This window comes from Vibrio barjaei, from assembly GCF_001639065.2.
GTDB lineage: Bacteria > Pseudomonadota > Gammaproteobacteria > Enterobacterales > Vibrionaceae > Vibrio > Vibrio barjaei.
The window spans coordinates 43,563-57,892 of the sequence record NZ_LQXO02000013.1 but is presented as its reverse complement, the minus strand read 5'-3'; the positions used below and the strand labels follow the sequence as shown (position 1 = coordinate 57,892).

General features: G+C 43.5%; 17 protein-coding genes. 10 read left to right on the top strand and 7 right to left on the bottom strand.

All coding sequences use genetic code 11. The features are described 5' to 3' along the window. Positions 1–375: 375 nt before the first annotated feature. The 4 genes from hppD to maiA are packed head-to-tail and all read left to right on the top strand — an operon-like array spanning position 376 to position 4,258. Positions 376–1,449 carry a 4-hydroxyphenylpyruvate dioxygenase gene (hppD, locus tag AWH66_RS08505; protein ID WP_063604678.1) on the top strand — a complete coding sequence of 358 codons (1,074 nt, stop codon included), beginning with the start codon at positions 376–378 and terminating at the stop codon, positions 1,447–1,449. Further along, positions 1,442–2,575 (top strand): homogentisate 1,2-dioxygenase, encoded by a 1,134-nt coding sequence (locus AWH66_RS08500; RefSeq protein ID WP_063604677.1) that lies wholly within the window; start codon positions 1,442–1,444, stop codon positions 2,573–2,575. The genes hppD and AWH66_RS08500 overlap by 8 nt, the downstream gene beginning before the upstream one ends. A 1-nt stretch (position 2,576) precedes the next feature. Beyond that, positions 2,577–3,593, top strand: coding sequence for a fumarylacetoacetate hydrolase family protein (locus AWH66_RS08495; RefSeq protein ID WP_083399981.1), 1,017 nt, complete (start codon positions 2,577–2,579; stop codon positions 3,591–3,593). A 2-nt stretch (positions 3,594–3,595) separates the two neighbouring features. Then, positions 3,596–4,258 (top strand): maleylacetoacetate isomerase, encoded by a 663-nt coding sequence (gene maiA / locus AWH66_RS08490; RefSeq protein ID WP_063604675.1) that lies wholly within the window; start codon positions 3,596–3,598, stop codon positions 4,256–4,258. 49 nt (positions 4,259–4,307) lie between these two features. Here maiA and AWH66_RS08485 read toward each other — a convergent pair whose 3' ends face one another. Further along, positions 4,308–4,856, bottom strand: coding sequence for an acyl-CoA thioesterase (locus AWH66_RS08485; protein WP_240495604.1), 549 nt, complete (start codon positions 4,854–4,856; stop codon positions 4,308–4,310). 133 nt (positions 4,857–4,989) lie between these two features. On the opposite strand from AWH66_RS08485, the gene AWH66_RS08480 reads away from it, so the two are divergent. The 5 genes from AWH66_RS08480 (at position 4,990) to AWH66_RS08460 (ending at position 7,539) form a co-directional block, all read left to right on the top strand. Continuing rightward, positions 4,990–5,394, top strand: coding sequence for a PPC domain-containing DNA-binding protein (locus AWH66_RS08480; RefSeq protein WP_063604673.1), 405 nt, complete (start codon positions 4,990–4,992; stop codon positions 5,392–5,394). An 89-nt stretch (positions 5,395–5,483) separates the two neighbouring features. Continuing rightward, positions 5,484–5,924, top strand: a complete 441-nt coding sequence (locus AWH66_RS08475) for a DUF1499 domain-containing protein (RefSeq protein ID WP_083399980.1) — start codon at positions 5,484–5,486, stop codon at positions 5,922–5,924. 103 nt (positions 5,925–6,027) lie between these two features. Further along, positions 6,028–6,453 carry a hypothetical protein gene (locus tag AWH66_RS08470; RefSeq protein WP_063604672.1) on the top strand — a complete coding sequence of 142 codons (426 nt, stop codon included), beginning with the start codon at positions 6,028–6,030 and terminating at the stop codon, positions 6,451–6,453. Next, on the top strand, positions 6,450–7,061 hold the full coding sequence (locus tag AWH66_RS08465; protein WP_006070200.1) for an SCO family protein: 612 nt from the start codon (positions 6,450–6,452) through the stop codon (positions 7,059–7,061). Before AWH66_RS08470 ends, AWH66_RS08465 begins: the two co-directional genes overlap by 4 nt. Positions 7,062–7,086: 25 nt before the next feature. Beyond that, positions 7,087–7,539, top strand: a complete 453-nt coding sequence (locus AWH66_RS08460; RefSeq protein ID WP_063604671.1) for a copper chaperone PCu(A)C — start codon at positions 7,087–7,089, stop codon at positions 7,537–7,539. A gap of 48 nt (positions 7,540–7,587) precedes the next feature. On the opposite strand, the gene AWH66_RS08455 is transcribed toward AWH66_RS08460, so the two are convergent. Continuing rightward, a complete protein-coding gene (locus AWH66_RS08455; protein ID WP_006070202.1) occupies positions 7,588–8,241 on the bottom strand; it encodes a potassium channel family protein in 654 nt (217 codons plus the stop codon). Positions 8,242–8,382: 141 nt separating this feature from the next. Here AWH66_RS08455 and AWH66_RS08450 point away from each other — a divergent pair, with 141 nt between their 5' ends. Further along, positions 8,383–9,621, top strand: coding sequence for a patatin family protein (locus tag AWH66_RS08450; protein ID WP_063604670.1), 1,239 nt, complete (start codon positions 8,383–8,385; stop codon positions 9,619–9,621). A 46-nt stretch (positions 9,622–9,667) separates the two neighbouring features. Here the strand turns inward: AWH66_RS08450 and AWH66_RS08445 are convergent, their stop codons facing one another. The 5 genes from AWH66_RS08445 to AWH66_RS08425 all read right to left on the bottom strand — a co-directional run bounded on the left by AWH66_RS08445 (position 9,668) and on the right by AWH66_RS08425 (position 14,189). Further along, positions 9,668–9,898, bottom strand: a complete 231-nt coding sequence (locus AWH66_RS08445; RefSeq protein WP_063604669.1) for a hypothetical protein — start codon at positions 9,896–9,898, stop codon at positions 9,668–9,670. Between the two features lie 19 nt (positions 9,899–9,917). Next, a complete protein-coding gene (locus tag AWH66_RS08440; protein WP_051868401.1) occupies positions 9,918–10,358 on the bottom strand; it encodes a hypothetical protein in 441 nt (146 codons plus the stop codon). A 109-nt stretch (positions 10,359–10,467) separates the two neighbouring features. After that, entirely contained in the window at positions 10,468–11,424 is a 957-nt protein-coding gene (locus AWH66_RS08435; RefSeq protein WP_081411530.1) for a DUF3187 family protein, read from the bottom strand. A 69-nt stretch (positions 11,425–11,493) separates the two neighbouring features. After that, complete coding sequence (locus AWH66_RS08430; RefSeq protein WP_063604668.1) at positions 11,494–13,338, bottom strand: FUSC family protein; 1,845 nt, start codon at positions 13,336–13,338, stop codon at positions 11,494–11,496. Beyond that, positions 13,338–14,189 carry an efflux RND transporter periplasmic adaptor subunit gene (locus tag AWH66_RS08425; protein ID WP_063604667.1) on the bottom strand — a complete coding sequence of 284 codons (852 nt, stop codon included), beginning with the start codon at positions 14,187–14,189 and terminating at the stop codon, positions 13,338–13,340. The genes AWH66_RS08430 and AWH66_RS08425 overlap by 1 nt, the downstream gene beginning before the upstream one ends. Positions 14,190–14,330: the final 141 nt, after the last annotated feature.

Below are 14,330 nucleotides of genomic sequence, written 5' to 3'. Positions count from 1 at the left end.
TCACCGGATTTCAAACGGAGCTATTTAGCTCCGTTTTTTTTATATCGATACAAACAACCACTCCTCGTAAAGCTTGCTGTACTGCTTTTAGCCAAAATTTACACCCTGTAGCACATCGTGAGCCCTCTCACAGGCAACAGAATCCTCTCTTAGTTTTCAATTAGTTAATTTTGCGCTTAGTGTTCGCTACGCCCATAAAATCCACTATGTAGCAAAAATGTTACAAAACTCACTATCACTGCCCTTCTTTGCTAAATCTTTGAGTCAGTTTCTTTTTCTTCGCTAATTGGCCAAATTTTATATAGGAATCACGCTTTACCAATAGAAAGCTCCTCGCCATAAAAGGAGCGCAATGACTATCAAAAGGAAACCTACATGAGCATCAATTTTAACCCTCTCGGTACCGACGGATTTGAGTTTGTGGAATACACCGCAGCAGACGACAACGGCATCAACGACCTCAAACGTCTATTTGACTCCTTGGGGTTTGCAGAAATTGCTAAGCATCGTTCCAAGGAAGCTTGGCTATACCGCCAAGGTGACGTTAACTTTATCGTCAATGCACAACCTCACAGCCAAGCAGAGGGATTCGCTAGAGTGCATGGTCCTTCTGTGTGTGGAATGGCCTTTCGTGTAGAAGATGCAGGTAAAGCCATGGCTCACGCTTTGGAAAATGGTGGTCAACAATACGTGACCGAAATTGGTCCAATGGAACTCAGTATTCCCGCCATCTATGGTATCGGCGAAAGCTTACTGTATTTTGTCGATCGTTATGGCAGCAGCAGTATTTACGATGTTGATTTCAAATTCTATCCCGATGCCGACAAGCGATTGGCTGAACAAGACGTGGGGTTATATGAACTCGACCACCTGACCCATAATGTTAAGCAAGGACACATGGATGTGTGGTCAGGATTTTACGAGCGTATTGGTAACTTCAGAGAAATTCGTTACTTCGACATTGAAGGCAAACTGACGGGTCTTGTCAGCCGAGCTATGACCGCGCCTTGCGGAAAAATCCGAATTCCAATTAACGAGTCCTCTGACGATAAATCACAAATTGAAGAGTTCATTCGTGAGTACAACGGTGAAGGGATTCAGCACATCGCTCTGACAACCGATGATATCTACCAAACAGTGCAAACGCTTCGCGACCGTGGGATGGACTTTATGCCCACACCCGATACCTATTACGAAAAGGTTAACGATCGTGTGGTAGGCCATAGTGAAGATGTTGCTCGCCTCCAAGACTTGAGAATCCTCATCGATGGCGCTCCAATGAAAGATGGCATCTTGCTGCAAATTTTTACGCAAACCGTTATTGGTCCAGTGTTCTTTGAAATCATTCAGCGTAAAGGCAATGAAGGATTCGGCGAGGGCAACTTTAAAGCGCTGTTTGAGTCCATTGAAGAAGACCAAATTCGTCGCGGGGTACTAAATGATGCGTAAATGGCCAACGTTCCCTCATAGAGAGGGAACCTACTCCAAACAGGCGCACGCCGATTTACCTGAAGAAGCCATCTACGAGCGGGAGGCGGGTCGCGAGGGGTTCTTTGGTCCCGCAACCCACTTCCATCACCAACATGCTCCTACTGGCTGGACAGAATGGGAAGGCGAGCTCAAACCGCGTGCTTTTAACCTCAACAATATAGAGGGTGCGCAGCAGACATCGCCATGGTCGATACCCACCGTACTGGAAAATAACGAATGTAAAATTCGAGTCTGGCGGCTGCGAGAGAACATGCCCCACCTAGTTCGCAATGCTGACGGGGATGATCTGTTGTTCATCCATCAAGGCAGTGCCGACTTATATTGCGACTATGGTCATTTACAGGTGTCTGACGGGGATTACGTCATGATTCCCCGCTCCACCAATTGGCGCTTAGAACCCCACAGTCCCATGTTCTTGCTGATGATCGAAAACACAGGTTCAGCTTATGCTTTGCCTGACAAAGGCATCGTAGGTCAACACGCGGTGTTCGATCCGGCCGTCCTTGAGCCACCAGCAATTAATGACAAGTTCAAAGCTCAATACAGCGAAAATCAAACTCTAGTACAGCTAAAACGTGGTGGAAAAGTTAACGTCATCACCTACCCGTTCAACCCTCTGGATGCGATTGGTTGGCACGGTGATCTGTCGGTACTTAAACTCAACTGGCGAGATATCAGACCCTTGATGTCGCACCGTTATCACCTTCCTCCGTCAGCGCACACCACCTTTGTTGGAAACGGCTTTGTGGTCTGCACTTTTGTCCCTAGGCCGATTGAAAGCGATCCCGGCGCGCTGAAAGTACCGTTTTATCACAACAACGATGACTACGACGAAGTGCTGTTCTATCACGCGGGAGATTTCTTTAGCCGTGACAATATTGAAGCTGGGATGATGACGTTCCACCCAGCAGGCTTTACTCACGGGCCACACCCTAAAGCCTTTCAGGCAGGAAGAGAGGCCAAGAAAACCTTTACTGATGAAGTGGCAGTGATGATCGATACCCGCAACGCGCTGCATCATAGCCTCGAAGCGGCAAACGTTGAAAATAACCAGTACGTATATAGCTGGAAAACAGGAAAATAATATGAAGTTAGCCACATTAAAAGACGCCTCCCGTGATGGTCAGCTCGTGGTTGTGAGCCGTGACTTATCACAATGTATTGCGGTTCCTGACATCGCACACACACTGCAATTCGCACTCGACAACTGGCAACAAACCAAGCCTTTACTAGAAGAAGTGTACTTGGGACTCAATCAGGGGATATTGCTCCAAGCTATACCATTCGACCAAAACCAATGTGAATCACCATTGCCGAGAGCCTATCAATGGGCGGATGGTTCAGCCTATGTCAATCATGTCGAACTGGTTCGTAAAGCACGAGGCGCGGAAATACCAGACAGCTTTTGGACCGACCCGTTAATGTACCAAGGCGGTTCGGACACATTTCTCGCCCCAAGAGCTCCCATCGTCATGGCAAGCGAACAATGGGGCATAGACTTTGAAGGCGAAGTCGCAGTTGTGACCGGCGATGTACCAATGGGTTGCTCGACCGCACAAGCCTCTGACGCTATTCAATTGCTGATGCTGGTCAACGATGTTTCGCTTCGCGGCCTTATCCCACAAGAGCTCGCCAAAGGGTTTGGTTTCTTTCAATCGAAACCGTCATCGGCGTTCTCGCCCGTTGCGGTCACACCTGATGAATTAGCAGAGGCGTGGCAAGATAACAAAGTGCATTTACCGCTTGTTTCTGTCTACAACCGTGAACCTTTTGGACATCCTAATGCAGGGATCGACATGACATTCGACTTTGCCCAATTGGTCGCCCATGCAGCTAAGACTCGTCCTTTGTCAGCTGGCACTATCGTTGGCTCTGGCACAGTATCGAATAAACAAGGGACGGAATATGGTACCTCTATCGAAGAAGGCGGCGTCGGCTATTCATGCATCGCAGAGCGACGAATGATTGAGACCATAAGAGATGGTAAACCAAGCACGTCGTTTATGCATTTTGGTGACACCATTAAGTTGGAAATGTTCGATAAGAATGACCACTCCATCTTCGGTTCCATTGAGCAGGTGGTAGAAGCATACAAGGATTAACCATGACTCAATTTGTTCTGTATGAATATTGGCGTTCGTCCGCCTCTTATCGGGTAAGAATTGCTTTAAACTTGAAGCAGTTACCTTACCTATCTATGCCTATTCACCTGCTTAAAGATGGCGGAGAGCAACATCAAACCATGTATGCAGAGCTCAATGCCAATGAGTTAGTCCCAACTCTGGTCGATAATGATTTTGATGGGGAAAAACTGGTGCTTAATCAGTCTCTCACCATCATAGATTACCTAGACGAGCGCTTTCCTCAACCGCGATTAACGCCCATTTCAGGTCGCGAACGTTATCTCGTTACTGCATTGGCTCAAGATATCGCTATCGATTTGCATCCCATCAATAATCTGCGCGTTATCCAAAAGCTCAGTCGAGACTTTGATTTTAGTGAGGCCAGTAAAACCGAATGGATGCAATATTGGATTGAACTTGGTTTTCATGCACTAGAGAAAAAGCTCGTCGATGTGCATGGAGAGTATTGCGTCGGTGATAGCATCAGCTTAGTGGATGTTTGTCTCGTCCCTCAGTTCTACAACGCAGAGCGGTTTGGTGTAGACATGAGCCCGTTTCCAACCATTACGTCAATTTGCTCTAAACTTCGTGAACATCCTGCTTTTGTTGCCGCAGAGCCAGAAAGGCAACCGGATGCTAGTTAATGAAAAAGACCAGCTCTTGAGGCTGGTCTTTTAATTGCCATTCAATAAATTAGGCCAGATTAGATGGCGGCCAAGGGCGATGTTGCTCAGAGTCCACCCACTCCTGTACCCATTGCGGCGTCTCGTTGTCTGCTGGACTCACGCCAGCGGCATCCACTACATCAAGCGGTGCAACAATGCCTTGCTTTGATGTGACGCCTGCTCGAATCAAAACCGATGAGCAGGGCTCTCCTTTCACCCACATGGATTGCTCTAGGTAAAACCATTTGTCATCCGTAGCAACACACTGGGTCTTCATTGTGATTTTATCGAACATATGAATGCGCTTTCGATAACGTACTGAACTGCCTGCAACGACTAGCCCCCAACATTTTTTCTTTAACGTCGACATCAAGCCACATTTTACAGATAACGCCGTACGTCCAAGATCATACAAGGTTAGTATGCGGCCATTGTTGAGCTCAAGAAACAGGTCAATATCCCATGGATGGCAGCGAAATTGGATTTCATCTTGTTGTGTGTAGGAAAGTGTTGGCTGCTTTTTTGATTGAATAATGGTTTTTGCCAACCGGAAAAAAGGGTACATAGGGTTACTCATATTACTGATTGACCTATAAACATAGACCTAATTTGGGGGTTTTACTCTAATATTTATTATTTATGTGCACATAACATTAACTATAGAGATCAATCCCTGTAACATTAGCGTTTTACCACTCATGGATTGAACAATGTCGATATCGCCTATTGCAGTGCGCCTCACTCGCGGAGCTGATTTGAAACAAGCATTGCATAAGCTGGTTGCTGAACACCAGATCCAAGCGGGTTCCATTGCCTCATGCGTCGGTTGCCTGTCACAAATATCTATGCGTTTAGCAGGAGCAGAGCACACTCTTAAACGCTCTGAGCCGTTTGAAATTGTCTCTTTGATGGGAACACTAACGCCTGAGCATCAACATGTACACATTTCTGTCGCTGACAGCAAAGGCAATGTATTGGGAGGGCATCTCTTAGAGGAAAGCATCGTTGATACTACAGCAGAACTCATTGTGCATCATTATCCAGAGCTGGTGTTCGAACGTGAGATAGACAAATCAACGGGGTATACCGAACTTCACGTTATTTCAAAGGATTAACCGTAAAAGCTACATCCAACGTAATATCCATTGGTGGATTATACTAAGGCAAAGCTTTACTAAGATTGAGTCAAATATAAGGAACATTCATGATCGCTAAAATCATTATCACGCTACTGGTTGTACTCGTTGGATACATGTTTTACAAAAACAGTAATGCGCCCTCTTACCTCGGTATACACAATGGCAAATTCGCCCCTATGCCTTCCACACCTAATGCAGTCTCATCACAAACTGATGACCCTGAAAAATCAGTGGATGCACTGAGCTTCAAAGACCTAGGCTCAGCCAAACAAAAAGTAGTCTCGGTGCTAAGCACTATGGGCGGTAATAAGATCGAAGAAGACGACGGCAACTACCTGCATGTTGTTTTCACCACACCGACGATGAAGTACAACGACGACGTCGAACTGTATTTCGACACGAATAGTGGTCTTTTACATTACCGTTCTCAATCACGAACAGGATACAGCGACAAGGGATTGAATCGAGAGCGTTACAATCAGTTTAGTGCTCTCTACAACCAGTAGTCCTACTGTAAGGTAGCCTCTAGTAAAAGTTTGCTGCATCGCACAGCCGAATTTCTAAAATATGTTAGGATGCGATTACATTTAGATTTGGGGCATTAACAATTTGAACAATAAAGTAAAAGTCCTATTTGTCGCTCTCGCTTTAGGCGCAGGTTTTTTTATTCCTAACCTGCTAAAACACGAACCTTCTGCTGATGTTGATCTCACGGATTACTGCATGCTTTCACAACAAGTGTGCGAACAGCAGGGAGTCAAAATGAAAGTCGACGCACCGCGTGTCACACCTCTAACACCTATTACGGTCGAAGTATTTTGGCCAGAGTCTGAAGCGCCTAATTTGAACATCTCATTACAAGGAAAAGAGATGAACATGGGAGTGGTAAAGTTTCAGCTAGAAATGATCAAGCCTGATGTGTACCAAGGCGAAATCATCTTGCCCGTCTGTGCTGAAGATTCAATGACATGGTATGGCACCGTCTCCAACGGTGATAGCGATATTAAGGCAGCGGTAAGGATGACGGCACGATGAAAAAACTCTGGATTGGCGCACTAGTTGGGGCATTTGCTTTAGGTTTTGGTGCTAAATTACTGGTGGACAAGCATAATGAGTCATTACTGCATCAAGCTGAATTGGATCAGTTGGCGCAAGTGTCTGAGTCCGTACTTTTTGGAGAAGGTGGCAAACCTGTCGCCATCTTTGATCAAGCTGATCCTAGAACTCGCATTGTGTACTTTGGCTTTACTCGTTGTCCCGATGTATGCCCTACCTCGCTCGCCATGCTCGCTGGAGCGTTGAATCAAATCGACGATGAAACCAAACAAACACTCAGACCCATGTTTGTTTCCCTTGACCCGGAGCGGGATGCGGCAGAAGCCTCTGCTGAATATGCGCAGTATTTCCATCCGATGATTGAAGGGTTGTCAGCACCTTTAGAGGTCACTAAACCACTCGCTCACAAATATGGGGTCATCTTTCGCAAAACAGAGCTGGAAGATTCCAAACTAGGCTATACCCTCGACCATAGCTCATATTTCTATTTTCTAAGCCCAGACGGTACGCTTATTGAAAAAGTACCGCATACTTTAACTCCTGCTCCTATCGTTGAAGCCATCAAACGCATCAATGCTCAGGGATAAACTAACGACAACAATGGACTAAACCATGAAGCTCAACAAATTGATACTTCCTCTACTTGCTCTAGCACCGCTATCTATGGCTCACGCAGCTATTGACGTCAACAACGCATATGCACGTGCAACGCCACCAAACGCCACCACCAGCGCCGTGTTTGCTACCATCGAGAATACTGGCGATAAAGATCGCATTATTGTAGAAGCGGCGTCACAAGCTTCATCTGTCGTGGAACTGCACGATGTTATTATGGACGGCGACGTCATGAAGATGCGTCAAGTGAAGAGTATTACTGTACCTGCAAACGGTCAGACCATCCTTAAGCCAGGCAGCTTGCATATAATGCTGCTAGACGTTGAGAAACCAATGAAGGAAGGTGAGACCATTAATGTTGAGCTGACCTTTGCTAATGGTGAAGTTCAAGTATTAACCGTGCCAGTTAAGAAAGTCATGTCAGGCATGAAGAAACACGCCCATCACTAATAACTAAAAGGCCAACGCCACGAGAGGGTTGGCCTTCATTCTGATAAATTAATGCCCCTTCTTTGCGCTCACTAAACTAGACACCACTACAGCCATATAGAACACACCCGTAATCGCCTGTAAGTATACCGCGACCTCTGCAAGTGGACTGTTAGGGCTATAGTCGCCATAACCCAGTGTGGTTAATGTGACAAAGCTAAAGTAAGTCACTACTGAGAAGTTACTTCCCCATTTATCTGAGTGCTCAATCCCATTGATTGCTGTTGGGTTAAAATTAATCAGCAACAAATAAATCGCTGCCCAACCAAGCCCCATCACTAAGAACAAGGCAATGGAACCCACTAACTTATTGTTGTCAATCTCGGAAGAAAGCAAAATCTGATGAGCAGTCGACTGAAAAACACCATAGAAAAACGCCAACATCAGTACTAACATCGCAACATTTGCGTGTCCGCTATCAAAGAAGGTGTGAGTTAGGATCGCAATAAGCATCATGATACTGACGCTAACCAAGTATATATACCAACCTTTTGAAAACTTCATACTAATCAAACAAATAACAAAACTGTTTAACACTACAGGCTTCAACAAAAAGTCAAGATCATCGCCGGGGAGCTCACGCGAAAGAGCACCTATAATCAGAATAAGAATGAGAGAAAGAGTGAAGAAAATGAAGTTGTTAGATTCATTGATTGATCGCATGGCTACCCCAATATGATTGTCTAAATCGTCATCAGCACTATTCAGTGAATAGCAAGCTAATATTTTTTGTAAATAACTGAATATTGGTACTAATCTAAAGAATGTCCCCTAACAAATTAGAATAGTAATAAGCAAACGGAGTTGCCAATACGTCTACCAATTATATTGGTGTTAACAGCGCTTGTCGTTGGGTGTAGCAGCAGTCCCCACGACAGTACCATTCGTGTTAATGAATCAAACTATTTACAGGCGAAAATCGGCCCCAGAGATGAAGCCGTCAGCCTTATTAATGAACCATATCGCATTTGGGGAGACCAAATACCCAAAAACCTTAAAGTACTAAAGGAGAATTACGACGATAAAGGTAACCTCGACCTTTTGAAGAACGCACCAGATGCGCCAAAAGTGATTGGTGATCGTTTCAATGTTCTCGTACTTTCCGGTGGTGGTCCTAGAGGTGCCTATGGTGCTGGCGTGATTAATGGCTTGAAAGATAAAGGGGAACTACCTGAGTTTTCTCTGATTACGGGAGTTAGTGCTGGCGCCTTAATTGCTCCATTTGTTTTCGTTGGCGGTGACAAGTACGACGAACTCAAAACGGTCATGTTAGGCCTGAACGATGACATGATGTTAGGTGGAACCAGTATTTTTAAGATTCTGTTTGGAGACGCATTCTCTGAGGGAGACAACTTCTACAAAATGGTTCAGAAAACCTTTGATGATGAATTTATAGAGGAAATTGCAAAAGCGCACCAATCGGGCAAACGTATGTTGATTGGTACTACTCACTTTGACTCTGGCAGACAGATGATCTGGAACATAGGACGTATCGCTACCAGTGATCTACCCAATAAAAAAGACATTATTCATCAGGTTCTTGCTGCTAGTTCATCCATACCTGGAGTCTTTCCCCCACAGTTCATTCCTGTTAAGTACAACGGTCAGTCTTTAGAAGAGATGCATGTGGATGGTGGCTTATCCAGTCAACTATTCTTCGACCCAGTGGGCTTTGATTTCACCAAGGTGACCAAGGCACTCGGATATGCAAAACCTCCGCATATTTACATCATCCGTAACGGACGATTAAGAACTGAGTTCAAGTTCATCGAGGACGATACTGTCAGTTTGGCAGCTCGCAGTGTAGATAATTTAATACTCGCCCAAACTAGAGGTGATGTGTTTAGGGAAATGTACATCTCCAAAAAAATAGGCGCAAAGTTGTTCTTAACTTTTGTCGATGAGGATTACACTCAAAAGCCTCAGGACGGTAAGTTTTTCGACCCTGAATTTCTTAAATCTTTATACGACTATGGTTACGAAAAAGCGACCAGCGAAAACGTTTGGGTTAATGAAATCCCATTGATTCGCCAATCTCCTTAGTATTTTATCACTTAAAAAAAACCGCTCTTATCGAGCGGTTTTTTTGTTATTCCTCAGAAGCTTTAGTGTGGTTACGCTTATGAGTGTTATGGTGCGCCGTTTTATGATGGTGGTGCGTGGGTTTATGCACATTGTGGCCACCATGAAGATGACGATGCTCATTGCTTTCTTTATCTTGGAAAGCTAAATGATCTTTGTTGTGTTTGTGCTCGACTTCGTTTCCGTACTCGCGCATCATTTTTTCATGTGTCGCTGATTTTGTGTGTTGCATTGACATGGCTAACCTCTTCTAAAAATTATTTATATTCGACAACGCGAGCAACGTAATCTGTGATTTCAATGTCACCGATGCTGTTCTGATATAGGTCTACAGAAAAGAAATCAGGAGCATCTTTAGATACTTGACTCTCTACTTTTTTAATTAGGTTCTCAAAGTTTGCTTCGCTGTATACAGTGAATGTTTTTACTTTTTCTAAGTTGTTGGCTTTCGCTTGATCTGCCGTAATGTAGGTATCACGATACTTTGCAGAAAGTTCATCCACACTGTCAGTAATGGTAAAGCCATTCTGAGTATTACTTACAATATATACATCATCAGAAAGCTTAACTTCTTGGATGCCTTTCATTGCTGTCGCCATTTCTTGTTTGTTATGGTTCACATCAGACATGTGCTGAAGTGATTCTGCGTAGACGCCAGATGAAAAAACGACTAAAACAGGTAGTAGATATTTAAACATAATAAGTTCTCTTGTGGTCATGTTGTGCGATGAGATTAATTTCTCATGCTTTGTTCTCACTTAACAGTGAAGGTTCTTTAAACGTCAATTAAGCCTTGTTTAACTGAGTTTAAAAATAATGTCTCACCCCTAAGGTGAAGGCGATATCTGTAGAGTTATCCATATTAAACAAGTTCTCGGTGCCCGATATTTCTAATATGGTATTATCCCAATAATAACGATAACCTAGGGTCGCTTCATTGACGTTTTCTGAAAAAGCCGTCTGGTTTAACGCACCTTGATATAAATGATATTCTGCAATAATTTCATGGTTAGAAAGGAATCGATAACCATAACCAATTGCACCTTCCCAAGTGAATTCTTTGAAATACAGATCATCATCAATATTTTTATCGGCATGATGAACTACTCCTAACGTCGAATAAATAGAGTGTCCACTTTTTGCGTATGACCAATTCAATTGTAAGTTTTGTTCAAAGCCACCTGATGAGAATTCGTAATCACTTTTATTGTTGTAATATAGCGACCCACCGATTGCCAATGCCTGATGTTCAGATTCATAAAGTGAATACTGAAGATACAGCGACACGGCGCTTTCCAGCGTATCGCCTTCAAAGTTGTTGTTATGAACACCATAGGTATCACTATCGACGTTGAAGCTATCGTCTTCTACTTCGTCACGCCCATCAAGCTTCAGTCCAGCAGCATTATGGAATGACTTGACCAAACTATCTAAATGGTTGTTATGGGCCCAAGCAAACTGATAGCGTAGCTCAAGCTGTATCTTATCTGCGGGTGACCATTGCACTCCCGTCGTTATTCTATTTTGGTAGTAATCCATTTGGATATCATCACTGGTGATCCAGACGCTGCCGAAATTGTACGTTGCAAACAGTTCGGTTTTATCATTAGTAAAACCGCTACGAAGTTGTGTTGCTAGCCCTAATGACTGTACTGGAGCTTGAGCATCTACTTTTAATGGCGATGATTTAATATCTTCTGCCATTGCATAATTGGTACCTAATAATGTCCATATCACTAGGCCTATGAGAATATTTTTCATCATAACCTCTGATATATATAGTTCTCAGAAAATTAACTGAGAAATTAAAATGATAGTTAATTTATATTTTTGCTAATGACCTTGAGCTTTCAAAGCATTATATCTATCGCACAGAACGAACCAACGGTAATTGTGTTTTGCAGCTGTTGTCGCCTTATAGTCCATCAAGTTTGAGAATATTTGATTACTTCCCAGGTCGAAGAATTTTTTATCAATTGAGGAAAGAAGAATTTCTCGCTCTTCAGGTTCAAGCTCTTCATGGTTAATGACACTCTGTAGCGCTTTTAGATATAACAGTCTATTAATACTCACTAAATCTGAAATGCTAATTAAGTAAGCGTAGGATGCTAGGATCCAGTTACTTACATTCAAAGACTTTCTCTTTTCTATATCGGTCACTTTGAATTTATTAACAAATCGATTCAGTTCTTTCTTGATCACTGTGGCTGTCGTACGTGCAGGGATTAAATAGAACGCCCCCCACAAAATCAGCAATGCAGTGATATTACCGACGATAGAATTAAGAAAGTTCTCAAAATCGTAACTTGGGGCACTGGTTAACGGAACAAGGCTCGTCCATGAAAACAACGAAACCATACACACCACTTTCAGTAGTGACTTGCTCTGCCAAAACCAATAAGCCGCCAAATACACGCCAGTAAAGCCGACTACTGCAACTATCCAAGGCGAGCCAATTGGCATGGCCCCAAATGTCAGAATAAACGCAAAACCACCAGCTAAGAATTGTGCATATATATTTGGACTTTGTGCCTGCTCTGAACCTGGATTTGCAGCGTACACCGAGATGATCATTCCAGCCATGATCATTGCCGACATACCACTATCCCATTGCAGCTCAATCCACATAAATGAAAGCGTGAACAGCGTGATGGTTGCTCTCACCATATTGTTGAGCACTACGTAACCATCGGTAAAGCGTCCTATATCGTTGGCATAATCTTTATTGGTGTAGTCAAATACACTGTTTTCGCTCTTGTATAAATCCAGTTGTGTGGCAAATAAAGCGACCTGCTCATTAAACACCTCGACCAGGTCAATATCTTCAATTCCCCACCTTTCAATCCATGATTCATTGATATCAACGCGAAAATTAGCTTTACACAACTCCTCCCACGCCTCATTAGGAATGGCTATGGCCTCACCAAGCTTTTTTAACTCGATGGCTTTGATACCAATATTGATAGAGTCATAAAAAGCAGTACGACTGTTGAGTTTTTCTTCCTTAGCACTTCGGCTTCCATATATCTCATCATCAACCAACTGCCACTTTTTGCTCACAAATACCAAAAACGCACGTGTCAGTTTGGTAGCATTATCTTCATCAGTAACAAACAGATTGCTTAGGAAGTTCTCTGTATAACTTTTGACAGAAAACAACTCATGCTGGTCATCTTTATAAGGAATGATCATAGCCGCGACCATTGCCATTAAAATACCAAATGAGATACCAACACAACGAAGCTGTACGTGATCAAATAAATTGGTCATGTCAGGGTTCGCAGCCAATGGGAAACCCACTAGAGACAAGGTAATACCCATCACGGCAAACATGTATGACACACGTCCATGAAAATATGATGCGATACCTAAACTTGTTACCACTCCAAATATAATGAATGAGTTAAACAACCAAGAGTCAATAAGCGTAGCGCTGGCCACAAAAAGCACATATGCACCGCCAGTAAATGTCCCGATAAGACGTGCCGCCGCTTTTTTGATACTCGCTCCGCGACTGCCAGTGATTTGAATAATCGCGGCTGTTGCCATAGAAGTACTCGTGGCCGAAGAATCCATTAACAGCGATAAACCCCATGTCATCAATACAGCCAGGCAAAACCGCAAAGCAAATGCCACCGATTCTGGATTTGTCCATTGTCGAGCAATCGTCGCTAACATCACTGAATATCCACTGAAACCGTTGTGCCAGCAATCAGTCTCTCACTTTCAAGGACTTCTTTAGGGATGCTAATACGCACCGGTACGCGTTGCGCGAGACGGACCCAAGGCACTGTTGGGTTAACGTTTGATATTAGTCCGGAATTATCGGCACTCTGATCAATAATCGCACGACCAATACCTTCAATTTTGCCGACAAATGTTTTATCGGATGAAAATGGACGAATGTTAGCTTTCGCCCCTTCAACCAAGCCTTTTACTTTTGTCTCGGTGAAATAGGCCAAAATGTAATAGGTGTCACTCTCGACTAATGCAACAAAGGTTTCACCTTTATTGATGTAGTTCCCTTGGCGTTGGTTAAGATTCGTTACATAACCATCTTGCGGTGCGACCACTTTAGTACGACCTAAATCTAATTCTGCTTTAGCCAAGCTACTTTTTGCTTGCTCTAAAGCGGCTTTATTAGCTGCTACGGCGAGCTTCTCCGAGATCACTTGCTCTTCAGAGACTAGTTTTTTACTCAACAATCTTGAATCACGACGGTAAGAGTTCTTCGATTGCTCTAGCTCGGCCTCCGCCTTCAACATTGCATACTTAGCTTGGGAAACACTGTTTTTGTAATCCGCATCATCAATAGCAAAGAGTAAATCACCAGCATTAACAAACTGGTTGTCATGTACAGCTACGGTAACTATCTCTCCCGAAACTTTTGGCGCTACTTCTGCAATTTCAACGTGAACTTTAGCATCGCGAGTCCAAAGAGATTGGGTGTAGGCGACCCAAGACGTATAACAAGTCGCCCCCGCAGCGATCACTAATGCAGTCGGTAATAGAACACGAAATAACTTCATTTAGCTCACCTTTATTAGTAGTAATTGTCCAGTAACAATAATTACTAAACAAAGTTCTGTTAATGAAGGATTCATGATCTTTCCTTTTCTCAATAGTCCACCTAGTGTGTATTTGACTACAATTAGTATTGCAATTGCCGC